This is a genomic window from Ruegeria sp. G7 (genome assembly GCF_056535465.1).
In genome coordinates this window covers 192,873-217,756 of record NZ_JBQFIL010000001.1, presented here as the reverse complement: position 1 = coordinate 217,756, position 24,884 = coordinate 192,873, and the positions used below count along the sequence as shown (strand labels likewise).

Below are 24,884 nucleotides of genomic sequence, written 5' to 3'. Positions count from 1 at the left end.
GCCTTCCGGGCATCTTGTTTTTCAGCCCTTGGGAGAGACGCAGATGGATGACATCACCGAAGATCAGGCCGCCGCCAATTATCGCGTAACCGCAGGCGAGTTGCGCCAGTTCATTGAGCGGTTCGAGCGTCTTGAGGCGGAAAAGAAAGATATCGCTGATCAGCAAAAAGAGGTCATGGCTGAAGCCAAGGCGCGTGGCTACGACACGAAAGTGATGCGCAAGGTTGTCGCTTTGCGCAAGCGTGACAAGGATGACATTGCCGAAGAAGAGGCGGTGCTTGAGATGTATAAAGAAGCGCTGGGCATGTAGCGCGCGCCGTTACGGCCGCAGGAACCTGATATCTGGCATGGTTTGCAATCGTGCCAGATCCTGCTCGTAAAGCTCGGTAAACGCCGCCACGACATCCTGGTCCCAGCCGGGCAACTCAACCTCTTCCTCGATCTCATGCGCCAGGGCATGGTCTCGGAAAATGGTGGCAAGCGCCTCTTTTACGGTGGGGTCATTGGGCGAGAGGTCCTGTTGTCTGAGGTCCTGTATCTGTTGGCGACCGGTCTCGGATACAAGCGACGAAAGCAGTTTGTATTCGTTACGCAAGCGCAAGTCCTCTGGCAGCCTGGCCAAGGCGCGGACGATTTCACCTTGCAGTAGCGGCGAGTCTTCGTTGCTCCACAACGTTATCTTTACATCTGGTGCCAAATCCCGCAGGTCTTCGATCACGCTCAACCAGCTCAGACAGCTCAGGTCCGTTGTTGCCAGAATCCTGTCCCGCTCGGGCTGGGAAAGTGACATCAGGACCTTCGGAATATATGTGCCGGGATTGCGCAGTGCGACAAACAGCTCGATCTGAGCGTCCGCGAACAGCTGATCCATCAATGCAATGCGCTTTCCGGCGTGCGGATAAAACTGCCCGTCCATGATGGTGGTAGGGTTTTCGCCCAGATATTCGGCGCGATACAGGATGGCGCGACTGATCTCTCGATCATCTGGTGTGATGGTTTCAAACTTGGCCAGAGTTTCCGCCTCGGGGGGTCTGTCGCCGATCACCCCTAGCGCGGACCGGAATATGTTCTTGTAAGCCCGGAAGCCCCAGAACGCCGCACCGTTGCCGTGAACCACCGCGGCATTTGCCTTGAGCAGCCTGAGCACGTCGCCTTCATCGGTAAAGCGCGTACCGGCATGGATGGCCACCTGCATTGTCGTCTATCCTTCCATACGGTACGAACCGGGTCGGGTTACAATTTGCACCGAGCGTGGTCAAATGCCTAACATGGGGCACCCGAGGGGCATGCTGGCAAAAAAACAACCCGGTGTTAAGATCAGGCAAAAATTCTGTCTTGCAGTTGCCGGGCCAACGCATTAATCGGCATCCAGTGCCCCTATAGCTCAGCTGGTAGAGCAACTGATTTGTAATCAGTAGGTCCGCGGTTCGAGTCCGTGTGGGGGCACCACAAAAGCCGCTTGAAGGCTTTGTTTTTCAAGGATATCAGGCACTTCGCGCCCATCCCGAGACACAAAACGGGACACAAACGGGACACATGCGATGGTGGTGATGGTGAAACTCAAATACGTCGACAACCTGCCGGGAGGCCGCAAGCGCTTTCGTAAGCGCTACTCAAAGGCTGTCATGGAGGTCTTGGGGGAAGAGTTTTTTCAGGTTCCCATGAAGGCACGAGAGGGTTCGGCCCTTGTTTCTGAGCAAGAGGCACTCCTCGCGGAATACAAAAAGATCGAAAAGAAAGCCAAACTGAAGGCGGCTGGTCAGGGTTCACTCTCGCCACTCGAACACTGGCGTGAAGCAGTTGCGGAAGTCACCGCAATGAAGGAAGCCATAGAGGGAGGCCTTAGCGACGACGATAAACAAGCTGTCTTGGCAGAAGACCTGCGCCGTCGTGGTGCTGACCCGACCATGATTAGGGCCTTGATGACCCCTGATGCGGATGAACCGCCAGCTTCTTTGCAAGATGCGAAGGAGATGTATCGCAAATTGCGTGTGGACGGGTCCAGAGGGCGCTACAAACGAAACCAACTGGAACGCGTGTGCGGACGTGTCGAAAAGGCGCTCGGCCCCCTCGGCAAGCTGGCATTGGTGGACCTCAAAAGGGCACATGGGAGAAAACTGGAGGAGACTTACAAGAGCGAACGGAAGAAAGACGGCTCACCTCTCGCGCCCGCTTCTGTTGAGCGAGAACTCAACATGCTCGTGGCGATGGTGAACCTTGCCATCATTGAGTTCGATCTTGAGGGCAAAGCAAAGAACCCCTTCATTGGTCTCGAAACGGTTGACCCTAACGCGCCGCCGGAAAGCGAGGGGCGGAAACGCGACCCTCTGCCAAGCAACGTTATTCTAAAGATGCGCGCACGCCTGAACGATAAGGCAAAAGAACCTGCACTTGTGATTATCTGGCGGTTGCTACAGGGCACCGGCTGCAGGGTTTCCGAAGTTGCTGGTTTACGCGTCGAGGATGTCAGGCTTGATGGCGAACATCCTCACATATGGGTCGAGTGGCACGAAGAGAGGCGTGTTAAAACGAAAGTTTCCATTCGAGCGGTTCCCCTTGTCGGTGACGCCTTGTTGGCCGCTCAGGAAGCCGTGAAGCTGGCCGATGGAGAGCGTATGCTTTTCGCAAGGTATGCGCATGAAGGAGGATACGAAGCAGTATCTCAGGCGCTAATGAAGCATCTTAGACAGATCACAGACGACAAGCGTCACGTTCTTCATTCACTTCGGCACAACATGAAAGACTGGCTTGTCCTCGCAGGCGTTCCAGAGAGAGTTGAGCATCGTCTTCTTGGGCATTCACTTGGTGGTGAGGGTGACCGGGTCTATGGCGGAGATGATGCCAAACTGAAAGCAGGGGCAGAGGCGATGAAAAAAGCAATTGATCTTGCCCCGTAGTCTCGGCTTTCCGCCTAGCGGGTCGCACAACCTTTCATTCATACATCTCACCCCACCGCCTCAGGAGAGGCAGTGAGGCTCGTGTTCGCGGCGTCAGGCTAGGTCATCGTTCGAGAGCCATCGTTGGGGTTCACTCTTAGACCGCCCTTTCGATGCTTTCTTGGCACGCCTGTAGGCCTCCTGAGCGGCCCTCTCAGCGGCTCTCTTGCGCATGGCCCGGGCCGCGACCTCAGCGGCGCTGGGGATAGCAGAAGAGGCAAACTGAGCGCCTGAGGCTCGGTTGCAATTGGGATTGAAACCACCACTTTCGTCTGGTGCGACCTTGGGTTTGCAAATCTCGGCCATGATGTTCTTGGCTCCTTGTCTTAGTTGGGGGAGTGCCCCTGAACGGTGATGCTCGGGGACAGGTTGGGGGCGCGTTAGATGAAACGGATGATCTGCTGCTTTACGGCCACGTCGAAGGACACGAGGGTGCCGTCAATGACGACCTTCAATCCCGATGGTGTGTCTTGGTATTCAAAACCAGCCTCGGTCAGCGCGTTGCGGGTCTCCTCAGGCATGAACCTGTCAGCACTTTCGTAAAAGGAGGTTTGCAAGTCCTTGAGACCCGAGGTGTCATTGGTCATGACGAGCGCGCGTGATGCTTCCATGAGTTTTTGTGCTGTGGCCGGATTGGAGTTGGCCCATTGCCCGAATGCTTCGTCGTCGATACCGCCCTCTCCGAGAATATCTGCACCGGCTTCGTAGAAACCGCCATGTGCAGCTTGCCAGAGCGCGTTAACCTGTGAGGCTTCCATTCCCATCTGTCCCGCCATCCGGCTCAGCGTGTTCGTGTCCACCTCGCCGTGCATGAGGATGCCGTCCACGGCCTTGGTAATGTCTCCGGGCATCGCGGTTGTTGCGATCTTCGTCAGGGCGTCTGTGGTCTTTGTGGATAGGCTCAAGTCGGTTATGCCATCAGAGGTTTGCTTGGGGGTGTCCTGAGAGGGTGCCTTCGCGCTCGCCCCTTCGACAGGATTGCGAATGGCCTCCGGCACTGCCTTGTCCGAGAAAGACCCATCCTGATTGCGAATAAGGTAACCAGCCGCGACGGCTGCGTTGATGGTGGTAGTCATGCCGCCAATGCTGACAATGTCATTGCCATGGGGAGAGCGTCCAATGATCTGTCCTCCGTGGTCGGCTTTAGCAGTGTCCATGATGGACGATTGTTTAGTGGCCTCTTGGCCCATCGTGTAAGTCGAGGAGCGGTAATGTTGCACGGGGCCTGAGCCATTGACCTCAAGTCCGCCGTTGCCGACGACGGCGTGAGGAGTAGTCTTTTCGTCCTTGTTCAATAGGGCTGATGTGTTTGTTTCGGGTGTGCCGGATACGGTTGTCCAGTCAGTCATAGTTTTGATCTTTCACGTTGATTTAAGGGAGAAGCTCAGGCGGGTTTGCCGCCAAAATCTTCGTGGTTAATGATGGTGTTGAGGCCGGTGGCCATGAGTGCGGCCAAGACCTCGGCCTTTGAGATTTCCTTGCCGGTGGCCTTGAGGTGCCGCTTCTGTAGGAGGCTAAGGGTTGCCAACTGGTCGATGCGAATGCGGGTCGTGGTCCAAGTGGGCCTGTTCTGCCAAGGGTATTTGCTTTGGGTCGTGCGCTGACGTCGGATTGCGTTCAACGTCTGGCCCTCCTCGGCAGTCATGAAGTCTACCGGAGACACCAATAAAGTGAGGCGTTCGCGGAGGTAGCGGGACCATCGGCGTCGGTTGCGGTCTCCCACTGCCGTTGCCTTGGACCCGGTTGGGCGTTTGTAGATGTCGGTCATTTGTTTCCCTTTGTCACTTGCGGTGACTGAAAATGAAGAAGCCCCGTCGCTTGGTCCGACAGGGGCATTATCTGATAGTGAGAACCGCGCAATTTGCGTGGTCTATGGTTGCGTGGTTGGGATGTTCTCAGTTGATCCTCGCGGCTCCCTCTTGGGGTCGCGTTGAAGGGTCGCCCAAGAGGTCATGGTCAAAGTCCATGAAGCCGCCTTCATTGATGTCAGGTTCCATCCACCCAACGTCTCTATCGTCCCCGTCATCGCTGCCCCCGAGGTAGTCCGCAATGGTAGCGAACTGGCGCACACCAAGGGCTTCCTGCAGCGCGTCCCCGATGATCTCTACGTCGCGAGTTCTGACCTCGCTCAGGGCCGCTTTGAGAGCTTGAGAGAGGCTTGCCACCATTGCCTGTCTTGCGGCATCCGAGGGTGGTTCGTAGTCGCTCTGAACGGGGAACCTGCGGTCGATGAGCCAGTTGCCATCAGGAACTTCTCCTTCCTCGGCAAACTTCTTCATCTGCTGACGCATGCTAAGGATGGTCCGTTCGGAAATACCTGAGGCTCTTGCTAAGCGCGGCTTAGAGATGCCGTTTCGGTAAGTCCTCACAAGTGTCCACGCTGCGTTTAGGCGTTCCTGCATGGTTAGCGGTAGCGTGTCCTTAGAGTTCGCCATTAGCGCCGCCAGATGGGCCTCCATCCGGGTGCCCACCAAGATCACCACGGGGATACCTCGGCCTTCAATCTTACCGGCGGATTGTTCTGCCCGATAAGCTGCAAGACGGTAGTGACCGTCAAGCAAGACTAACCGACCCGTTGGCGTGCCCTTGCCACAGGCCTCTTGCCAAACCAGCACAGGGTCTAGCCTGCCGGTGTTCCTGAGGGTTTTCCGCAACGCCGCCAAATGTGTGCCACTATCAGGGCCAGAGCGGTGTCTGAATGTGGTGTCCGTCGTGATGTCGTTTCGGTCGATATTAGTGAGGGTCTTGTTCTGCATGTCATTGTTCCTTTTTGCATGCTGGGATGGACGAGAGAGATGATGTGACAAGTTGTGAAAAGGATTGTTCGCACCCCATGACACACGTCCGCTTCCACACGCTTCCTTCCCGGCAGCCGACCAAGCCGCCGAGAAGGTCTCGTGAAAGAAGTAGACATCACGTGTGCCCGAGAGGTGCCGTCCCGTCTTCGCATAGCCACGGCAGCGGGCCATTCCTCGAAGCCGCTTGCCGCGACCGCTCAGGTTCAGTGCTCTCTTGGGTCTAGTATGTGGGTCGCGAGAACACCTGTCTCTCGAACCCTATCGCCCGCTGCCTAGGAACGGGGTTATTGAACTTCAGCCGACTTCGCCTCGTCGAGAATGCGATATACGCTGGATTTCCCTATGCCGAGGGTCTCCGCGATCTTGAGCGGCTTCATGCCGTCGCCTGCCAGCTTGAGGATTTTGTCGGTCTTCGCCACGGCGGTGGGCTTTCTGCCCTTGTAACGACCCTTGGCCTTTGCTTTCGCAATACCTTCGCGTTGCCTCTCCAACATGATCTCACGCTCGAACTGCGCGATGCTGGACAGCATGTTAAGGTGAAGTCGCCCGTTCGCGGTAGTGGTGTCTATCGCGCCGTCGAGGATGCGAAGGGCCACGCCTTTGGTTTCTAAGCGCTCGGTGATTTTGACGAGATGCGCAACCGAACGCGCAAGGCGGTCCAGCTTAGTCACCACCAAAACGTCCCCTTCGCGGGCGAACTCGATGGCATTCTCTAAATTCTCGCGACTTGGCAAATCCACCGACGATACTTGTTCCGTGAAGACCTTCTCGCAACCAGCGGCCTCAAGGTCTCTCTGCTGTGCCTCCAAGCCTGCCTTCTGGTCGAGTGTGGATGTGCGGGCGTATCCGATGATCATGGTCGTTCTTTCCAACTGGTGTCTTAAACTATTTGGGAAAGCCTTCCCAAAACGTCAATACCATTCTTTTGGGAAATCATCAGACACACCCACACGGTTCCCACGAGGCCTTGGTCTATTGGGAATTACTGAAGGTGCGCCGGTAGTTAGTGAGAAAGATGCAGGCGTAAGGCAGATCAATGGCGATCTCTCCTTGCCCCTCACGGGTCACTTTAAAGCTGCGCCAATCAGGTTCGCGCTGGGCGAGGATGGAGAAGCGGCCAAGGTGGATGTCAAAGATGATCATCAGTGTTTCCTTTAAGTGTTTGTTAGGTATGCACCAACACGATGCAGAGACAACATGGTTGCTACCGAAAATAACTTCAAGTTATTGTTTTTATTGCATAAGTGGAGCATTTCCGCAGGTGGAGCTAATGGGTGCAAAAAGGTGCCCATATGGGGGAAATCGCCATCCCATCCATGTATCTTAGGCACTTAAATTTTTGCGGTGAATTCAGTTTAGGGGTGTGTTGCGTTTTCACATCTGCTCAAGTTCGAGATTAAACTCTGGAAACTTGTCCCCGAACCGTGCGCTTGCGGCGCTTTTAAAATTTTTGGTTACATCCCACGAAGCGGGCACATCTTTCTCAAGAAACGCCATGATTTGCCCGAGCAGGTTGTTGGCCCTGCTAGATAGCATTTCAGCGTGAATCCCGGCTTTTCCTTCAAATGATGCCGCAAATCGTGTGCCCTCACTCAACTCACCTTCTGACATGTTTGCGAGTAGGAATTCGTGAAGTTCGGAACGAATTTCGTTATACTTGGCAGCAGACGCCACTATATTGGCAATACGCTTTTGTATTAGGTGGACTTCATTCAGAAGATCGGCCTGCTTTTCGGCTATTAAAAATGAACTCTCACTCGGCTCTATTGTTCTGATTTCGTCTACTGCTCCGACCAACTCCGTAACCTTAGCCCATGGCTCCATGTCTTCAGCGCCGTTCTCGGCAGCCACATCGAACATTTCGTTTATTTGACTCTGTAGGTTCGCAGCGGATTCGTGCGCTTCAAGTAGCTTGAAAAACGTAGCATAAGCACTCTCTGCGCCTTGGCGTTCAATCTCTTCTTCACGTATCATGCGTGCTGCACGATTATTCTGCCATGTAGCACCAAACGACCCTAATAGAGCAAGCACGCCACCTGCTAGCGCTGATATAAGCGGAACCCATACTGCTTCTGTCACAGTCATATCGCCAAGTGTGAAATCCATAGCCAAGCCTCCTGATGCAACCATTGTTTTTTTCCATGCGCTACAAGGCGGGCGGAAGCAAGCTGATCGTCCACGGCAAGCATTATCAGGTATTGCTTCGCTTTTTTGGGCAAGAACCACACCGCTTTGCTCTGCATCCATTGGTGGACATCACCCACATAGTGTGAGACACAAAACATACACGTCTTGGGACACATGACCTGAAGGTCGATCTGATTATCCCTTGAAAAACGTGCCCTTAGGGTTGGTCTGGTTTTCACATGCAGCCCGTGTGGGGGCACCACGTTTTTCCTGCCAAACTCTCAGATCGTTCCCGAGCGCGTTTTCGAGGCGTGGCGTAGCGAATGCTCCTGACCATCCTTGCGTCCGGTGACGGGGCTAAGAAACTCTGGCAAAGGGGGAGATTTTTGAGGCGAGACGTGCTATGATTCCACTATGCCCGAAAGGGCACCTTTAGGGGAGCAAGCCATCGTCTCACAAATGGTAGAGAGTGAAGATGGCGCGAGGGGCTGGATGAGGGGGTCTTGGCCAGCCCCTCTCTCCTAGGGGGTGTCGGAGCGTTGAAAACGATCCGTTGAAGTCAAACTAACACCTGTCTTTGATATCTGAAATTGGGGTTTTCCCTTAGTCAGAGATTTGCTGCCTATAGGTGGCGCTGACTTTGTTTTTGGTCTCGATAGAAGCCCTATGGTGCTTGAAGGGATCGCCGCCACCGGGCGCTCGCCGTCGTGCTGGTCGGTGTGATCGCTACAGCTTTTCCAAGTTTGTTTTGAACGCATGTGAATTGCATCACTGATAACTCTGACAATATGCGTCAGAAGAGAGGTGTTAGTGAGTGAGCGCCTCTTTTTTGTTTCGGGCGTTTGGTTTTTCATAATCCTCCCTTTTTCATAGGGCGCGCTGTGATCAGGCGCGCCCTTCTTTTACCCAACAGCTCAGAATCGGTGTTCGGAATGGGTCAGACAGGAAACCCAAGCCGCTTGATCAGGGCCCAGATGTCAGTGTTGGCTGTCGAGAGACGGGCAACTACATCCTCGATTTCGCGCATCGCGTCATCGTCCACGGTGTCTTCGCGCCCAAGTTTGATGTCTGTCTTGCGGTCTGCGATACGCATCAGGATGGTTTTGGGATTTCCGCTTTCCTGATCGAAGGAATAGATGCAGTGGTTGTATTTGTTTCGGATCGACGACAGGCGCAACAAGCGTTGTGTATGTTCCAGGATCGGATCGCGAACCTCGGCAGGGCGACCCTCCATCTTGGCGAGGCGCTCGACAAGATCGATGCGTGCGCGGGTCGTGTTCAGGGTCAGGAAGATGATGACGGCGACGTCTTTGTTGGCTCCGGTCAGCCCGGCGATCAGATGGATCAGCAGGCTTTCCGTATTCGTCCACATATAGTTCAACCGGCCGACCAGAAGGATCAGCCGGTCAAACCGCGTTTCGAAAGCCTCATCCAACTGAGGCATTGCGCGTCTCGTTCGGTGCGACCTCGAAATAGAAATGGGCGGCTTCGGTCCGGTTGCTGACATCAATCTTGCCCGAAACGTTGTGCATGTGCAGTTTCACAGTGTGTTCGGTGATGCCCAGCTTAGCGGCGATTGCCTTGTTGCTTTTGCCTTGTGCAACGAGTCTCAGCACCTGTTTCTCGCGGCGGGTGAGTTTGGCGTAAAGCAGCAGTTTTTCAGGCGCGCGCGTCCGGGTGGCTGGCTGGTTTTCAATCGAGGTTTCTGCGGTCGCCTGTTTGGCTGCAACGCTGTCTGCCAGGAAACAGGGCAGGTGCAGTTCTTCGTGCATCAAGAGACGCAGAATGGCGCGCCAGACATCGGGCGCGACGTTCATGGGAAGGTACCCGATATTGCCGAACTGGTCGCGCGGCCAGTGTTCAAACAGGAATCTGGCCGAACTTTTCTTACGGTATGCGAACGCCAGACAACCGTCTTGCGCCAGCTTTGCGTAATCGCCCGGGCGGGTCAGCAAATCCTCTATCAACATCTGGTCGACCACGATAATACGTTCGGCCGGCGGCGCAGATCCGCTCTCGCTCAGAAGCGCGTCGATCGTTTCGTAGCGCGCCGCTACGACGCCAAATTCATTCTGGACACTTCTGAGAGTTTGGTTGGAATAGAATAATTCCTTACCGATAAATGTGATCGTCAGGTCTTCTGGGTATTCAATCTGACCACGGGAGTCATCTTGCAATGAGGTCTTCATTGTCCTTCCCCCACTAATAAACGCACCACCTGCTGAAGGTCTAATCGGGTACAGATTCAGATGGCGCCCAACGGTAACTAAAATCTTCAAAATAGAACTTCATGATAACTTAAAGTTCGAATTTCAGCAATAGAACGCCATGCTTCGGTGCTGTGCCATAGAACTTTCGGTTAGTATTGGATTTTGTCGATATCCGTTAATTTATTGTTTTTTATAAATAAAATACTGACAAGGCCGAAATTTGCTCGTTTTTCCTCCGAAATGCCTTGTCTAAAGGCGGTTTCTGAAAAAACCATTATTTAAACAAAGAGTTGCCACATTTAGTACTTTCGGCCAGCTATTCACCCTCCCCCATCGCTGCGACCATGATCGCGCTTCAATTGATGAAGCATCTTTGAACCTGACATGCCCGCGGCCGCTTATTTCGGCGAATTTTCTGTGGTCATGGAATCGGCTGGGCCGAGAAAGGGGGGCTGACCAGACAGAAGACCTTCACTGCCGCGCGAGTGTCCAGTTTGACACTCTGTGCGCGAAATCTGTTTCAACCGCGCCTGTAACCGCTTTGTAGATGAGTGGCGGTCTGGTGCTTCAGTAAAAGTGGAAATTTATTATGGAACGTAGAGTAGCACCTATCACCGATGTCCAAGAAGTCATCGACGATCAGGATCCTATCGTAGATGAGCCGCAAGTCGAAGTAGAAGAAGAGATGGCTGTTGAAGACCTGCAGCAGCAGCAACAACAGCAGCAACAGGGCGATGACAGCAACACCAATGGTGGTAACGACAGCAACACCAACGGTGGTAACGACAGCAACACCAATGGTGGCAATGACAGCAACACCAACGGTGGCAATGACAGCAACTCGCAGTCGAACGGTGGTGACGACAGCAACACCAATAACAACACCGCATCAGTAGACATTGATTTCTCAGGCGGAGAATGGATTCCGCGCGACGATGACAAGGTTGACGTCGATATCGAAGATGTCGATGGCGACGTCGGTGACGTGATCACGGCGGGCGACGACGTCAATTATGATCCCGGCGATGATATCAATATCGATATCTCACTGGACGGGCCCGGAAACGACTTTGCGTCGATCAATCAGCAATACGCCAGCCTGGAAGATAGTGACTCACTGGGCACCGCATCGGTATCGAACTCGGGCGACTTCAGCCAGAATGGCGACGCCAACGGTGGCGAGGCCTATGCTGAGGATGGCATCGACGTAAACAACGACGGTGGCTCTTCTGGTGATGGCGGCATGAGCTACGGCGGTGACGCTTATGGCGATACCAGCGGCAGCCATTCGCTGGCCTTTGGCGGTCATTCCGGAAACGCAGACAGCGCTGCAACCGGTGGCGACGGCGCGTCTTCGGGCGATGCCTATAATGCAAGCCTGGGTCTTGGTCATTCAAGCGCCAGCTCGGACGGTGACAGCACTGGCGGTGAAGGAGGAGCTGCCGACAGCGAATCCAATGCCGACAACTATGGTGAATCAAGCTCAGACAGCGACTCGACTGGTGGCGACGGTGGCGGCGCTGAATCGTTTGGTCTTGGTCTGGGTCTTGGCCTGTCCGGAGCGAACGCAGATGGCGATGCGGACGGTGGTGACAACACCTCGGGTGCATTGGCTGCTGGCCTTGGTCTGGCGGGAACCGATGCTTCTAACGACGGTGCCGATGGTGGCGATGGTGATGCCGAAAACGATGGTTCGGCAGACAACTCCAGCGATGGAACCAACGAAGCCAACGAGTCTTCCTCAGGAGGCAATATTGGTTTGGGTCTGGCTGGTGCTGGCGCCATGGGTTGGAATGATGCCGATGGCGGCGAAGGTTCCGGTGGCGAAGGCGCTGGCGGCGAAGGCGCTGGTGGCGAAGGTGCTGGTGGCGAAGGCTCCGGTGGCGAAGGCTCTGGCGGCGAAGGCTCCGGTGGCGAAGGCTCTGGTGGCAATGCCAATGGTGGTGACGGTACCGGCGGAGATTCCGGTTCGGTAGAAGAAGGGTTCGCATTCCCTGTACTGCTGGTCGAAGAGGAAGAAGATCCTGACGGTGACGAAGCAGCCGGAGATGGCAACTCGAATGGTACCGGCGGAGACGGCGGAACCGGTGGTGCAGGTACCGGTGGTACAGGTACCGGCGGTACGGGTACTGGTGGTACGGGTACTGGTGGTACCGGTACTGGCGGTACGGGTACTGGTGGTACTGGTACCGGTGGTACGGGCACTGGCGGCGCCGGTGGCGGTTTTGTCGACACGGATGCGGCAGCACAAGGTGTTGGTGACCAAGACGCTGCTGGACCGGTGATCACGCAGTCGCCTGGTGATATCGACGGCTCTGCCGACAACGATCAGGACGTAGACGGTTCTGGTGGCAATGGTGGAACCAACACGAGCAACGGATCGGCAGACGCCAGCGGCGATGGTATGGCATCGGCCGAAGGTACGGGTGGCGCTGGTGGTACAGCCAACCCAGACGCAAGCTCGGCCGGAAGCGGTGCCGGTTCGGCTGACGCGACCAACGAAGCCGGAAACGGCGGCGACTCTGAAGCATGGGCCGAGGCAGCCAACGATGGTTACGCCGACAGCCTTGCCGAAGCGATTGCCGGATACGGTGGTGATGCGTCGTCCGATAATGATGCGGACTCGATGGCGTCGGGTGACGCAACAGGTTCTGCGATGTCGGGTGACGGCGGTGCCGGTGGTGCAGCAGCATCGAATGGCGGCACCAGCGGTGACGTCATGGGTACGTCTACTGGTGGTGCAACCACAGGTGCGATCAACACCGGTGGCGAAGCATCCGGTGCATATTCGGGCGCCGGTGGTGCTGGCGGTAATGGCGGCTCCTGGGGTTCGGACAACGGTGGCGACGGTATCGTCAACGGCGAATCCTATGCATCCGCAGCCGCAGTAGTCGATACATCTGCCTTCAACCAATCGATCGTCATGGGTGCCAATGTGCTTGGTAACTCGGTCGATACGACCATGGTTGGCGGTTCGATGACCTCGACTTACTCGAGCGACGACACCGAGGTCTAAGACCAATTCGCGGGGGCCGTATTTTCGGCCCCCGTCTTAATGAAAACGCCGGGGCCGCATTCTGTGGCCTCGGCCCAGCAAATCCAGACCCGGAAATTTCCTGCCGGGGAAGGAGTTAGAGGTCATCGAAATGTCATTCGATAGTGTTACCGAGAAAATTGCACACTTTATTGGAACTTTTGATCTTACGATTGAGCAAACCCGGCTGAGGGATCAGTATGAAGAGTTCACCGCTATGCGCCGCAAGGCCGAGTTGGAGGAACTGGAAGATCCGTTCAAGATTACGGTCAAGGCAGATCTTGACCTGGACCCCGGAAAATATGCGCCGCTGTCTTATTTGATCGACAGCCTCCCTGCCACTCCTGAACTTCCACCTGCGCCTGACGGGCCATATCTCCAATCCAATGTGGTGCTTGCTGCACCGCCCGCGGCAGGGCCACCGCTGCCGGATGGGGCCATCGGCCAGGCCGCGCAAAATACGATAATCCTTGAGCCGCAGATTGTGACCGAGTTGATCGGATCGGCGATCACTTACACCTTCCAGTCGATCTTTTTGCGCGACAATGATGTGGTGGGCGAGGGTGACTTCCGCGATCCCGAAGAGCTTGTGGCGCTGGCCGAGGCCGCGATGCAGGTTGCGACCTCACTGCATGCCTTTTCTGCGCCATCTTTCTCGATCTCGGACTACCTGTCGGTCGAATATGTCGAAACGCTGGCCGAAGACATGCTCTCGCCGATCCAGGTCGAGGTTGAGGGCGCGGTTGTCTATCAGTTCCATGGGGACGACGCGATGGGCGTGATCGTCAACGGCGAATATATGGATGAGGCGCCAGAGTGGGACGACCTTCTGCCTGCGTATCATCAGCCCGAGGAAGATGATGAAGATGCCACTCCGGATCCATTCCCGGTGGAATGGGATCAGGACGCCGACCCAGAGTTTTCGGATGGCCATGAAGTGATCGTAGGGGGCAATCTGGCGATTAATGCTGTTTCTGCCACCGTGGCCTGGGTTGATGCGCCCTTCATTGCGGTTGGTGGCAAGTCGATCGAACTGACAATGGTCAGTCAGGTCGCAGTCGTCTCGGATATTGATAAGGGCACAAATGGCGGGTCCGGTACGAAAGTCATTCAGTCCTCGTCGATCGAGGTCGAAGGCAGCGCTGCCGGTTGGATCTCGGGCGAAGGGGACGATGCGCCGGGCCTCGTGCATGTCGATTGGATCAACGGCGATCTCATCGTGGCGAATTTCGTCAAGCAAACCATAGACGCTACGGATATTGACCATATCGACACCGAGATTTCCGCCACGACCACGCTTTATGCGCTGGGCGACAACGAAATGGTCGATGTGACCGACATTCTGCAGCTTGGCAGCTACTACGATCTGGTCATGGTGGATGGTGACATGATCTCGGTCGACTCTTTTGTCCAGACGCTGGTGCTGATGGATGATGACATCGTGACCGGCGGTCTGCCGAAGCCGATGGAAGGGACCGACGAAAACCTTGTCATGAATGAGGTCTCGCTGCTCACGGAAGGGGACGATACGCACGAGGCGATGCAGAGCGCGATGGCCGACGCGATGGCGCTACAGGAATCCGACATGGAGGCGCTGGAAGATGCGCTGATGAACGATCCGATGTTCGCCGGAATGGAACAGATGCGTGTCCTCAAGGTTGATGGGTCACTGGTGCAGCTGAATGTGGTTGAGCAAGAGACCAAGCTGGCCGATCAGGATGATGTGCATCTGGATGGACCAGGCGCATCCGCGACCGAGGTGATCGCCGGCAGCAACGCATTGCTGAACGCTGCCAACGTGACCAAGGCCGGGGTCGACTCGGTGGTGATGGCGCAGGACGGGTCATATTCGGACCTGCTGTTGCATCAGGCCAGCCTGATCGACATGCCCACCAACGAAGATATTACAGAGATGACGAACGAAGCCATTGCAGCCCTGATGGATGAAATGGGGATGCCTGGTCACGGTGCCGATATCGGACCGAAGGGCAATGACCTGACGCCAAGCGAGATGGCGACCGCTTCGGATGGCCTGCAGTCAATGCTGGCCTGAGTTTTCCGTACATTACGAGTGACCCAAAGGTTTTTTATATATGTCGATCGTTTTTTCGTCGCGCCGGACCCGTTTTGCCAGCCCTTTGGACCGGCACGGAGGCGGAGGCCAGGCGCCACTGGATGACAGCAACCGGGCCAAGGCGCCCGCTAAGGCTGATGCGTTGGGGGCAGAAGCCCGTTTTCGCCTGACCAAGGAGATGCTTTTGTCCAACTCCCAACCCGCTTCTGCACTCGCCATCGAAGAGGGCGTGGAAACGCTGGATTCCCCATCAGACCGGGCACCTGAGGATGCGGTGCCCCAAAAATCACAAGAGCCGGACAAAACCGGGCCGAGGCATGCGCAGCAGTCAGATATTACGTCACAAGCGCGCGCTGGCTCTCCCCTTCAGCGCGCGCCGTCGCAGCCCGCGCAAGATCCGGATCCGGCGGGCGGCGATACTGGGGTGGCCAAGCCAGAGACCCCGGATCGTGAGACAGCCGATCATTCGACAGCGCGTATGACCCCCTCTGCGCCTGCGGACGGCAAAGACCGCATGGGTACCACGATCGAGGCAAAGGCGAACGAACCGTTGATGCGCTCGGGGACGGGCGGCGGCGACGGCAAGGGGCCACCCCAAACCTTTCACAAACGCACTCCGCCCGAAGATTTCCAGAAAACGCTGCGCACCTCGCTGCGCGCGATCTGGCGCAATCTGGCCTTTGTGCTGGTGCTGACCTGCGCCACCAACATCCTGATCCTGGCGATCCCGATCTATCTGTTCCAGATCAGTGACCGGGTGCTGACCAGCCGCTCGCTGGATACGCTGATCATGCTGACCGCAATTGTTGCGGGCGCGGTGATCTTTCAGGCTGCATTTGACGCCGTGCGCCGGTTTATGCTGATGCGTACGGCGGTCGAGGTAGCGGCCCGTCTGGGTGCCCCGGTTCTGAGCGCGGCGGCCCATGCCTCGCTGCATGGTAACGGGCGCGAGTATCAGACGCTGGGCGATTTGCAGCAGGTGCGGGGCTTTCTGGTCTCGGGCACGCTGATTTCCTTCCTTGATGTGCCTTTTGCACCGCTGTTCATCCTGATGATCTTTCTGGTGCATCCGCAGCTTGGCATGATCGTTGTGACCACTGCGCTGATCCTGATGGTGATCGCGCTGGTGAACCAGAAACTCACCGCAAAACCCTTTGCCAAGGCCAATCAGGCCCAGTCGCTTGCCAACCAGCATCTGGATTCAATGTCGCGCAACAGCCAGATCATCAACGCGCTGGCTATGATCCCCGAGGCGGTGCGCATCTGGGGCCGTGATACCGCACAATCGCTGACATGGCAGGTCAAGGCGCAGGATCGCAACGTGATCTTCGCCGCCATCTCTCGCGCCGTGCGTCTGCTGACCCAGATCGGCATTCTGGGGTGGGGTGCTTATCTGGCGCTGCAGGGAGAGATCACGGGTGGCATGGTCATCGCGGCTTCGATCATTGCGGGTCGTGCTTTTGCCCCGATCGAAGGGTCGATCGAGGGCTGGAACACCTTCCTGCTGACCCGTGGGGCTTTTGGCCGGATCAAGGCGTTGCTGTCGAATTCGGCCCTGCAATACGAGAAACTGCGCCTGCCGCGCCCAGAGGGTCGTCTGGATGTCGAGCGCCTGCTGTACGTGCCCGGCGGCACCAAGCGCGTGGTGCTGAACGGGATCACCTTTGCCCTGAACCCCGGCGAGACGCTGGCCATCATCGGTAATTCCGGCGCGGGCAAGACAACGCTCGGCAAGACGCTGGTGGGCTCGATCCTGCCGACCTCGGGCAGCGTTCGGCTGGACCTGATGGACATCCGCAACTGGGACCCGCGCCAGTTTGGTGAAAGCATCGGATACCTGCCGCAGGACGTGCAGCTGTTCCCCGGTACGATCAAGGACAATATCGGCCGAATGCGTGCGGATGCGACCGACGAACAAATCCACGACGCGGCCGTGCTGGCCGACGTCCACAACATGATCGCGACACTCCCACAGGGGTACGAGACGGTGGTGGCCGCAGATGGCTCACCCCTGTCAGGCGGCCAGAAACAGCGCATCGCGTTGGCGCGCGCCTTCTTTGGCAACCCGCGGCTGGTGGTGCTGGACGAACCGAACTCGAATCTCGACGTGGCGGGCGACAAGGCGCTGGCGCGTGCGATTGAGCAGGCCAAGGAAAGCAAGATCACTGTCGTTGTCATCACGCAAAAGCCAACGCTGCTGAGCGTGGTCGACAAGATCATGCTGCTGACCGACGGGCGCGTGGCGCTCTTTGGTCAGCGCGAACAGGTTCTGCAGCAGCTGAACAACTCGCGGCAGCAGCCACCTGAAATTCAGGGCAACGGGGGATAGATCATGAATGAGCTGGTAGTCCGCAAAGATGATCCGGGCGTCTGGTACGCCGAGGTACCGCGATCGATCACCAAGTTCATCGTCATCGGTATGATCATGCTCGTGGTCTGTTTCGGTGGCTTTGGCGTCTGGTCTTTCCGCGCGCCGCTGGCGGCGGCGGTCATCGCGCAGGGCAGCTTTGTCGCCACGGGACGCAACAAGATCGTGCAGCACCTTGAGGGCGGGATCATTGAGAATATTCTGGTCGCCGAAGGCGAGGCGGTTGAGGCAGGTCAGATCATGATGACGCTTGATCAGACCTCTGCCGCGGCGAATGAGCGGGAATTGTTTATCCGCAAAATCCGCCTGCAAGCCATGACCGAACGCCTTCTGGCCGAGCACAGCGAGCAAGAGGATCTGGTGTTCTCGCCCGACCTGATTGAGGCCTCGGACGATGTCGAGGTCATGACCATTCTGGATAACCAGAAGCTCAGCTTCAATGTTTCACGCAAGACGTTGTTGAACGACATCGCATTGCTGCAGCGGAACATGGAGGCGTTGAAGATCCGCGCCACCGGGTTCGAGGCGCAGCTGACAAGCATGCAGCGCCGCTCGGACATCCTGCAGGAGGAATATGACACGAAACACGCGCTGTTCGAGAAGGGTTTGGTGCGCAAAGGCGATTTGAACACCATCCGCCGGGTGCAAGCCGAAGCAGAGGGGCAACTGGCGCGTCTGCATGCCGAAACCGCCGAGGTCAATCAGATGCTGCTGAAGTATGAAGAGCAAATCCTGCGCACCCGCTCGGCCTATCGCGAGGCCGCGCTGGATGAGCTGGGCGTGATTGAGGCCGATCTGGAATCCGTGCGCGAGAAGGCGCGGCAGGCGCGCAGCGTGCTGGCGCGTGCGGTTGTCCGTGCCCCGGTGACGGGCACGGTAGTGCGCTTGCATCACCACACGCCGGGCGGTGTGATCGAAACCGGCGAGCAGATCGCCGAGATTCTGCCCGCCGACGCTCCGCTGATCATCGAGGCGCAAATCCCGCGCACCGAGATCGACAGCGTCGTAACCGGACAGATCGCAACGGTGCGCCTGGTGGCGCTGAACCAGCGCACGACCCCGGTGCTTGAGGGTGAGGTGTTCTATGTCTCGGCGGACTCGCTGGTCGAGGATTCCGCCGGTATGCCGCAAGAGGTCTATCTGGCGCGCATCTCGCTGACCTCGGACGAGATGAGCCGCGTGCGGGGTTTCGTGCCCACACCCGGCATGCCTGCCGAGATCATGATCCAGACCGAAGAGCGCACATTCGCGGCCTATATCGCCAAGCCTGTGGTCGACAGCATGTCGCGCGCGTTCCGGGAACATTAATGTGACGGGCCGCATACGTTAACTGCTACATCTTCCAAATTGCGCATGTTACCCTCTTGCAGATTCAATCTGCAGGAGGGTGCGCGGATGGCTTTGACAGTCAAAGAGATGATGGAGGCCGCCAATGCCGTGGTCGAACGGATTGACGCGGGCAGAGCGCAGGAGTTGCTGGCGCAGGGGGCGCTGCTGCTGGATATCCGGGACGCGCCCGAGCTGGAAAAGACGGGCAGGGCCGTGGGGTCGCATCACATCCCGCGCGGTATGCTTGAATTCCGGGCTGACCCTGACCTGCAATCCTATGACCCTGAATTGCGCAAGGATCGCGTCATTGTCCTGCACTGCGCGTCAGGTGGCCGGGCGGCACTGGCCGGAAAACTGCTGAAGGATATGGGCTATCATCATGTCTACAACATGGGCGGATTTTCGGATTGGGTAAACGGCGGCGGTGATACCGTCGAACCGGTTGATCCGGGGATGTAAGAGTTTGATCTGACACAGGTCAAAGCGAGTTATATGCGATTCCTGTAATGTGATCGTCGAGTGTGACCAAACAGGACAACCGGCCATGATACGCCTTGCAGCTATGCTATATTCACTGATCGCCACCGCCCTTGCCGGAACCGCCGTGATCGCCGTTCTGGCGGCAGGGATGGTTAGCGCGATGGCCATTATCTACGCCGCTATTGCAGGGGCAGTTGTCGCCGCACCTGCGTCATGGCTGGTGGCCAAGCGGCTCTACCAAGGGGCGTGATCAGGCGTTCAGGAAGGTTCTGACAGCAGCTTCGAATTCACGGGGTTTCTCGGCGTGCAGCCAATGCCCCGCGCCGGGGATTTTCGCGAATCGGGCCGAGGGGAAAAGGGCGCGTATCTGGTCGCGGTGTTCGGGCAGGACATAGTCTGACGCGGCACCGGACAGAAACAGCGTAGGGCCGTCCCAATGGCCTGAAACCTCGGGAAAGCTCATGATCTTGAGCATTTCGCTGGCCAGAACGTCCAGATTCAGCCGCCAGCGCCCGCCTTCAACATCCAACGACTGCGTGAAAAAGCTCTGCAGGGATTTTTCGACGCCCAGATCGGCCAGTTGCGCCTCGGCGTCCGAGCGACGCTGGACGCGCGACATATCCACCGCCCGCATTGCCTCGATGAACGGCATCTGACTGTGCCCATAGGTGACGGGCGCGATATCCGCGACGACAAGTTTGCGCACCAGATCACCATGTTCCAGCGCCAGCACCATCGAGGCTTTGCCGCCCATGGAATGGCCCACCACATCGGCCAGGCCTCCGACGCTGTCGATGACTTCGGCCAAATCCTGCGCCAGTTGCGGATAGCCATGCTGATCGTTCCAGAAGCTGTAGGCATGGTTGCGCATGTCGACCGCGATCACCTGCCTCTCATCAGACAGCCGCCGCGCGATGACGCCCCAGTTCCGGGCCGAGCCGTAAAGGCCATGCGCAATCAGCAGGGGCGGGTGGTCGGTCGGGTCGCCATGGATGATCGTATTCAGCATATCCCTGTGATACGCGTCACCGGGCGGAACAACCAGCCCCATTGTCGCCTGCGCGGCAGAGGGCTAGATTACCCCGTCAGGAGGCGCAGATGACGCAGGAAATCGATATCCAGACGCAGATCGCGCAGACCATCCGGTTGCTGCGCAAAAAGCTTGGGGTGAAGGACAAAACACTGATCTCTTCGGTCAAGCGCGCCAAGCGGCGCTTACCGCGCAAGGTCTATAAACAGGCCATGGTGCTGGCCCGGGCCGAGCAGATGGCCGAACACCCAAAGCTGCGGATGGTTCTGGATATGCCGAAGCTTGAGAAAGCGTCTGACGAGGTTCAGACCCATCTGAACGGGATCAATCTGGCCGACAGACGCTTGGGCTGGTTTCTGAGCTTTTTGGGTTCGCTGGCTTTGGGGCTGATCGCGCTTGCAGCGCTGGCGGTCATCGTCTTGCGCTGGCGCGGCTACATTTGAGCCAAACCCAAAAGAAAAACGGCGCCCCTTGAGGCGCCGCTTTCTGTTTCACGACCTGAGACGGATCAGAGATTCGGATAGATCGGGAAGCGCGCGCACAGCTCGGCGACTTCGGCCTTCACCTTTGCCTCGACCTCGGCGTTGCCGTCTTCTCCGTTGGCGGCCAGACCGTCCACAACCTCGATGATCCAGTCCGCGATCTGGCGGAACTCGGTCTCGCCAAAGCCACGGGTGGTTCCTGCGGGCGACCCCAGACGGATACCGCTGGTGATGGTCGGCTTCTCAGGATCAAACGGCACGCCGTTCTTGTTGCAGGTGATATGCGCGCGGCCCAAGGCCTTCTCGGTCGCGTTGCCCTTGACGCCTTTGGGGCGCAGGTCGACCAGCACCACATGGGTGTCGGTGCCGTGGGTCACCGTGTCCAGACCGCCCTTGATCAGCTGATCCGACAGCGCCTGCGCGTTGGTGATAACCTGCTGGATATAGCTCTTGAATTCGGGACGCAGCGCCTCGCCAAAGGCAACGGCCTTACCAGCGATGACGTGCATCAGCGGGCCGCCCTGAATTCCGGGGAAGATGGCCGAGTTCACTTTCTTGGCGATATCTTCGTCGTTGGTCAGGATCATGCCGCCGCGCGGGCCGCGCAGGGTCTTGTGCGTGGTGGTGGTGGCCACATGCGCGTGCGGGAAGGGCGAGGGGTGCTCGCCTGCCGCAACCAGACCGGCGAAGTGCGCCATGTCCACGTGCAGATAGGCACCAACCATATCGGCAATCTCGCGCATACGAGCAAAATCGATCTGGCGCGGGATGGCCGAGCCACCTGCGATGATCAGCTTGGGGTTATGCTCTTTCGCCAGCGCCTCAACCTGATCATAGTCCAGCATGTTGTCCTGCTGGCGCACACCGTATTGCACCGCGTTGAACCACTTGCCCGACTGGTTCGGACGCGCGCCGTGGGTCAGGTGACCACCGGCATCCAGCGACATGCCCAGAATGGTGTCGCCGGGCTGGATCAGCGCCTGGAACACACCCTGGTTTGCCTGAGAGCCCGAGTTCGGCTGCACGTTAGCAAAGCCACAGCCAAACAGCTTTTTCGCGCGGTCGATGGCCAGGTTCTCGGCGATGTCGACGAATTGGCAACCGCCATAGTAGCGGCGACCGGGATAGCCCTCGGCATATTTGTTGGTCATGACCGAGCCCTGCGCTTCCATCACGGCGGCAGAGACGATGTTCTCGGACGCGATCAGCTCGATCTCGTCGCGCTGACGGCCCAGCTCGGATGTGATCGAGCCGAACAGCTCGGGGTCACGATCAGCAAGGGACTGGGTGAAGAAACCGGTATCACGAAGGTTGGCGTTCATAGTGGCTCCACAGGGCTGGGGTTTATCTGGCGGATTTCCTATCGGAAACTGATCAGCCGAGAAAGGCTATAAAGCGACGAATTGGCCTGCTATGGCGTCAACTCTGGCCTAATGCGGAAAGGTATGTTTGTTTCGGAACCAAATGTGCAGCACTGGAAACCGCAGATCATGAGCAAAAGAATCGCCTTTCTGGCCAGCGACGCCAAGGTAGCGCAATCCGCCCGCGACGCGTTGGTGGCACGCTATGGCAATGCGGCCCCAAGGGACGCGGATGTGGTGGTGGCACTGGGCGGTGACGGGTTCATGTTGCATACGCTGCACGGGATTCAGCACCTCGATACGCCGGTCTATGGCATGAATCGTGGCACTATCGGCTTTCTGATGAACGAATACGCTGAAACCGATCTGATGGCGCGCCTTGCCGAGGCCGAGGAAGAGGTGATCAACCCCCTCAGCATGACTGCGATGGACCAGTCCGGTACACAGCATGAGGCCCTCGCGATCAACGAGGTCTCACTGCTACGGGCGGGCCCGCAAGCCGCCCGCCTCAGGATCAGCGTCGATGGCCGTGTGCGCATGGCCGAGCTCGTCTGCGACGGGGCGCTGTTGTCGACGCCTGCGGGCTCGACGGCCTATAATTACTCGGCCCACGGCCCCATTGTGCCCATCGGTGCCGATGTCCTGGCGTTGACACCCATCGCGGCGTTTCGCCCCCGGCGCTGGCGCGGGGCGTTGCTGCCCAAGATGGCGCGGGTGCGATTCGAAGTGATCGAGGCCGACAAGCGTCCGGTTATCGCAGCGGCCGATTCGGTGTCCTTCCCCGATATCGATTGGGTCGAGATCCGTTCGGACCCCAGCGTACAACATCGAATCCTCTTCGACCCTGGGCATGGCCTGGAAGAACGCCTCATTTCCGAACAATTCACATAAATTTGGATGCGTTCGTCCAATTCGCATCTTTTATGTGAACCAGTTCACAGGCGCGCCCTTTATCGTTTGTTAATGTTGTCTTACCCGGAGATCACACCAAGGTGGAAGTGAGTGGCCATCTAAAGGTGTTTTCGAAATGATTGCGCATTTTACGCGCTGGCGAGGGTGGGTGGTGCTACGCTCGTCATCAGGTTTCTGGGCATATTTTATCATGCGGACCCCGGGCACAAAAACCCGGGGTCAATTTTTTGCTATGCGCCTGCATCCATCCTGTCCCAAAGAACCGGAGCCATCTGGCCAACCCGCGCCTCGATGGCGGCGGCGGCATCAACCGCCATGTCCTCGCGCCAACGGTTGGCGGTGATCTGGACGTTGATCGGCTGCGGCCCGGTCGCCAACTCGGCCAACCGTGCCGGCACGCTGGCGGCGGGCAGGCCAAGAAAGTTCATCGCATAGGAATAGACCGCACAGCCCAGTACCTCATGCACACCCTCGGCCCCTTCGGTATCCCGGTCTGGCCGAAAGAAGGGTTGCGGCAGAAACGGCGACAGGACCAGCGGGTACTCCTGCAGAAACAACGACCAGGCCCGCGCATAATGGCTGCGCTGGGCCAGAGCCTGAATCAGTTCAGTGCCGACAATCGGTGGGAATTCCTGAAAATAGACCTCGAAAATCTCACGGATGGTCTGCGAGCCCGCTGCCTCGATATCGCCCTGCATCAGAGTCAGCACTTCGCCCATCAGCGCGCGATAGCCCAGGCGCCCGCATTCAAACACATCGGGCGGATCAATCTCGGTCACCAGATACCCGGCTTCGACCAACGCAGCGCGCGCTGTATCCAGCGCCTTGTCCACCTCAGGGTGCAGCTCATACCCGAATGTGTTCTTGGTAAAGGCAACCTTGATCGGTGCATCCAGAGTGGCTCCGCGCCACGGCATTGGAACATGGAAGGGATCGCGCGCATCCGGCGCGATCAACGCGGGCATCGACAGATGCAAATCCGCTGCCGACCGTGTGATCAGCCCCTGCACCGACATGGACTGGGCCAGCAATCCACGCTCGGCCTTCTGGCTCGGGTTCCACGCAGGCACGCGCCCCAAACCGGGTTTTACGGTAACGGCACCATTGGCTGCCGCGGGAAACCGCAGGCTGCCCCCGATGTCATTGCCATGCCCCAGCGCGCCAATTCCGGCCATAACAGCCGCCCCAGCCCCGCCCGAGGATCCACCCGCCGAGATATGCTGCCCCCAAGGGTTGTGCGTGCGCCCGTAAAGCGGATTATCCGTGTCGGCCCGAAAGGAAAACTCAGGCGTATTCGTCCGCCCGATCACAATGGCCCCGGCCTTCTGAAGGTTCGAAACCACAGGCGCATCATCCGGCGCAATCGCGTCCTTCAATGCAACAACCCCGTTCGTCGTGGCATGCCCTTTCTGATCGACGTTGACCTTGATCGTAACCGGAACACCATGCAACGGTCCGACCGCAGCACCGCCTGCGCGCGCCTTATCAAGACTCCGCGCACGCTCCAACGCCTCAACGCCAAGATCTTCGACCACCGCATTCAGCGCGGGGTTTACCTGATGCATCCGCTCCAACGCGGCCTGAACCGTGTCCTCGGCGCTCAGATCTCCCACCCGCGTCTGGTCCACCAACTCCGCAGCACTCAGCCGCCAGATATCACCATGTGCCATGCCCGTCCTCCCGGCCTCAACCTGCGGCGGAGCGACCCCAATAGCAAGAGCGACAATCCAAAAACGGACCCGC

The 24,884-nt window shown here is 57.7% G+C and carries 23 protein-coding genes and 1 tRNA gene; 12 read left to right on the top strand and 12 right to left on the bottom strand.

All coding sequences use genetic code 11. The features are described from left to right. Window positions 1-43 precede the first annotated feature (43 nt). Complete coding sequence (locus tag ACR3EN_RS01055) at window positions 44-310, top strand: DUF2312 domain-containing protein (RefSeq protein WP_480819474.1); 267 nt, start codon at window positions 44-46, stop codon at window positions 308-310. A 9-nt stretch (window positions 311-319) separates the two neighbouring features. Here the strand turns inward: ACR3EN_RS01055 and ACR3EN_RS01050 are convergent, their stop codons facing one another. Then, window positions 320-1,195: a hypothetical protein gene (locus ACR3EN_RS01050; RefSeq protein WP_480819475.1), complete on the bottom strand. Its 876-nt coding sequence runs from the start codon at window positions 1,193-1,195 to the stop codon at window positions 320-322. A gap of 178 nt (window positions 1,196-1,373) precedes the next feature. Here ACR3EN_RS01050 and ACR3EN_RS01045 point away from each other — a divergent pair. Beyond that, a tRNA-Thr gene (locus tag ACR3EN_RS01045) sits at window positions 1,374-1,449 on the top strand. A gap of 92 nt (window positions 1,450-1,541) precedes the next feature. Continuing rightward, window positions 1,542-2,897: a tyrosine-type recombinase/integrase gene (locus ACR3EN_RS01040; protein WP_480870231.1), complete on the top strand. Its 1,356-nt coding sequence runs from the start codon at window positions 1,542-1,544 to the stop codon at window positions 2,895-2,897. A gap of 419 nt (window positions 2,898-3,316) precedes the next feature. On the opposite strand, the gene ACR3EN_RS01035 is transcribed toward ACR3EN_RS01040, so the two are convergent. The 6 genes from ACR3EN_RS01035 to ACR3EN_RS01010 all read right to left on the bottom strand — a co-directional run bounded on the left by ACR3EN_RS01035 (window position 3,317) and on the right by ACR3EN_RS01010 (window position 7,840). Next, window positions 3,317-4,285, bottom strand: coding sequence for a hypothetical protein (locus tag ACR3EN_RS01035; protein WP_480870228.1), 969 nt, complete (start codon window positions 4,283-4,285; stop codon window positions 3,317-3,319). A 35-nt stretch (window positions 4,286-4,320) separates the two neighbouring features. Beyond that, window positions 4,321-4,704 carry a hypothetical protein gene (locus ACR3EN_RS01030; protein WP_480870225.1) on the bottom strand — a complete coding sequence of 128 codons (384 nt, stop codon included), beginning with the start codon at window positions 4,702-4,704 and terminating at the stop codon, window positions 4,321-4,323. A gap of 127 nt (window positions 4,705-4,831) precedes the next feature. Beyond that, on the bottom strand, window positions 4,832-5,692 hold the full coding sequence (locus ACR3EN_RS01025) for a hypothetical protein (RefSeq protein WP_480870222.1): 861 nt from the start codon (window positions 5,690-5,692) through the stop codon (window positions 4,832-4,834). Between the two features lie 326 nt (window positions 5,693-6,018). Next, window positions 6,019-6,591 (bottom strand): recombinase family protein, encoded by a 573-nt coding sequence (locus ACR3EN_RS01020; protein ID WP_480870220.1) that lies wholly within the window; start codon window positions 6,589-6,591, stop codon window positions 6,019-6,021. Between the two features lie 115 nt (window positions 6,592-6,706). Beyond that, window positions 6,707-6,877: a hypothetical protein gene (locus ACR3EN_RS01015; RefSeq protein WP_480870217.1), complete on the bottom strand. Its 171-nt coding sequence runs from the start codon at window positions 6,875-6,877 to the stop codon at window positions 6,707-6,709. Window positions 6,878-7,108: 231 nt separating this feature from the next. Beyond that, window positions 7,109-7,840: a hypothetical protein gene (locus tag ACR3EN_RS01010; protein WP_480918380.1), complete on the bottom strand. Its 732-nt coding sequence runs from the start codon at window positions 7,838-7,840 to the stop codon at window positions 7,109-7,111. Window positions 7,841-7,875: 35 nt separating this feature from the next. Between ACR3EN_RS01010 and ACR3EN_RS01005 the strand changes: the two genes are divergently transcribed. Then, complete coding sequence (locus tag ACR3EN_RS01005) at window positions 7,876-8,007, top strand: hypothetical protein (RefSeq protein ID WP_480918379.1); 132 nt, start codon at window positions 7,876-7,878, stop codon at window positions 8,005-8,007. Window positions 8,008-8,798: 791 nt separating this feature from the next. Here ACR3EN_RS01005 and ACR3EN_RS01000 read toward each other — a convergent pair. After that, complete coding sequence (locus ACR3EN_RS01000; protein WP_480819476.1) at window positions 8,799-9,305, bottom strand: hypothetical protein; 507 nt, start codon at window positions 9,303-9,305, stop codon at window positions 8,799-8,801. Beyond that, on the bottom strand, window positions 9,289-10,140 hold the full coding sequence (locus ACR3EN_RS00995) for a response regulator transcription factor (protein ID WP_480819477.1): 852 nt from the start codon (window positions 10,138-10,140) through the stop codon (window positions 9,289-9,291). The genes ACR3EN_RS01000 and ACR3EN_RS00995 overlap by 17 nt, the downstream gene beginning before the upstream one ends. Window positions 10,141-10,660: 520 nt before the next feature. On the opposite strand from ACR3EN_RS00995, the gene ACR3EN_RS00990 reads away from it, so the two are divergent. From ACR3EN_RS00990 to ACR3EN_RS00965, 6 genes are all read left to right on the top strand, one after another. After that, the gene (locus ACR3EN_RS00990) at window positions 10,661-13,087 is read left to right on the top strand and encodes a hypothetical protein (RefSeq protein ID WP_480819478.1); all 2,427 of its coding nucleotides are present in this window, start codon (window positions 10,661-10,663) and stop codon (window positions 13,085-13,087) included. Window positions 13,088-13,217: 130 nt separating this feature from the next. Next, window positions 13,218-15,158, top strand: a complete 1,941-nt coding sequence (locus ACR3EN_RS00985; RefSeq protein ID WP_480870211.1) for a type I secretion protein — start codon at window positions 13,218-13,220, stop codon at window positions 15,156-15,158. 40 nt (window positions 15,159-15,198) lie between these two features. Beyond that, window positions 15,199-17,508 carry a type I secretion system permease/ATPase gene (locus ACR3EN_RS00980; protein WP_480819480.1) on the top strand — a complete coding sequence of 770 codons (2,310 nt, stop codon included), beginning with the start codon at window positions 15,199-15,201 and terminating at the stop codon, window positions 17,506-17,508. Window positions 17,509-17,511: 3 nt separating this feature from the next. Continuing rightward, the gene (locus ACR3EN_RS00975) at window positions 17,512-18,855 is read left to right on the top strand and encodes an HlyD family type I secretion periplasmic adaptor subunit (protein ID WP_480819481.1); all 1,344 of its coding nucleotides are present in this window, start codon (window positions 17,512-17,514) and stop codon (window positions 18,853-18,855) included. Window positions 18,856-18,942: 87 nt separating this feature from the next. Continuing rightward, window positions 18,943-19,335 carry a rhodanese-like domain-containing protein gene (locus ACR3EN_RS00970; RefSeq protein ID WP_480819482.1) on the top strand — a complete coding sequence of 131 codons (393 nt, stop codon included), beginning with the start codon at window positions 18,943-18,945 and terminating at the stop codon, window positions 19,333-19,335. Window positions 19,336-19,420: 85 nt separating this feature from the next. After that, window positions 19,421-19,606 (top strand): hypothetical protein, encoded by a 186-nt coding sequence (locus ACR3EN_RS00965; RefSeq protein WP_480528563.1) that lies wholly within the window; start codon window positions 19,421-19,423, stop codon window positions 19,604-19,606. Here ACR3EN_RS00965 and ACR3EN_RS00960 read toward each other — a convergent pair whose 3' ends face one another. Beyond that, window positions 19,607-20,407, bottom strand: a complete 801-nt coding sequence (locus tag ACR3EN_RS00960) for an alpha/beta fold hydrolase (RefSeq protein ID WP_480870208.1) — start codon at window positions 20,405-20,407, stop codon at window positions 19,607-19,609. Between the two features lie 47 nt (window positions 20,408-20,454). Here ACR3EN_RS00960 and ACR3EN_RS00955 point away from each other — a divergent pair, with 47 nt between their 5' ends. Continuing rightward, window positions 20,455-20,829 carry a hypothetical protein gene (locus ACR3EN_RS00955; protein ID WP_480819484.1) on the top strand — a complete coding sequence of 125 codons (375 nt, stop codon included), beginning with the start codon at window positions 20,455-20,457 and terminating at the stop codon, window positions 20,827-20,829. Between the two features lie 65 nt (window positions 20,830-20,894). Here ACR3EN_RS00955 and glyA read toward each other — a convergent pair whose 3' ends face one another. Next, a complete protein-coding gene (glyA, locus tag ACR3EN_RS00950; RefSeq protein WP_480819485.1) occupies window positions 20,895-22,190 on the bottom strand; it encodes a serine hydroxymethyltransferase in 1,296 nt (431 codons plus the stop codon). Between the two features lie 168 nt (window positions 22,191-22,358). Here glyA and ACR3EN_RS00945 point away from each other — a divergent pair, with 168 nt between their 5' ends. Further along, complete coding sequence (locus tag ACR3EN_RS00945) at window positions 22,359-23,120, top strand: NAD kinase (RefSeq protein ID WP_480819486.1); 762 nt, start codon at window positions 22,359-22,361, stop codon at window positions 23,118-23,120. Window positions 23,121-23,371: 251 nt separating this feature from the next. On the opposite strand, the gene ACR3EN_RS00940 is transcribed toward ACR3EN_RS00945, so the two are convergent. Then, window positions 23,372-24,811, bottom strand: a complete 1,440-nt coding sequence (locus ACR3EN_RS00940) for an amidase family protein (RefSeq protein WP_480819487.1) — start codon at window positions 24,809-24,811, stop codon at window positions 23,372-23,374. Window positions 24,812-24,884: the final 73 nt, after the last annotated feature.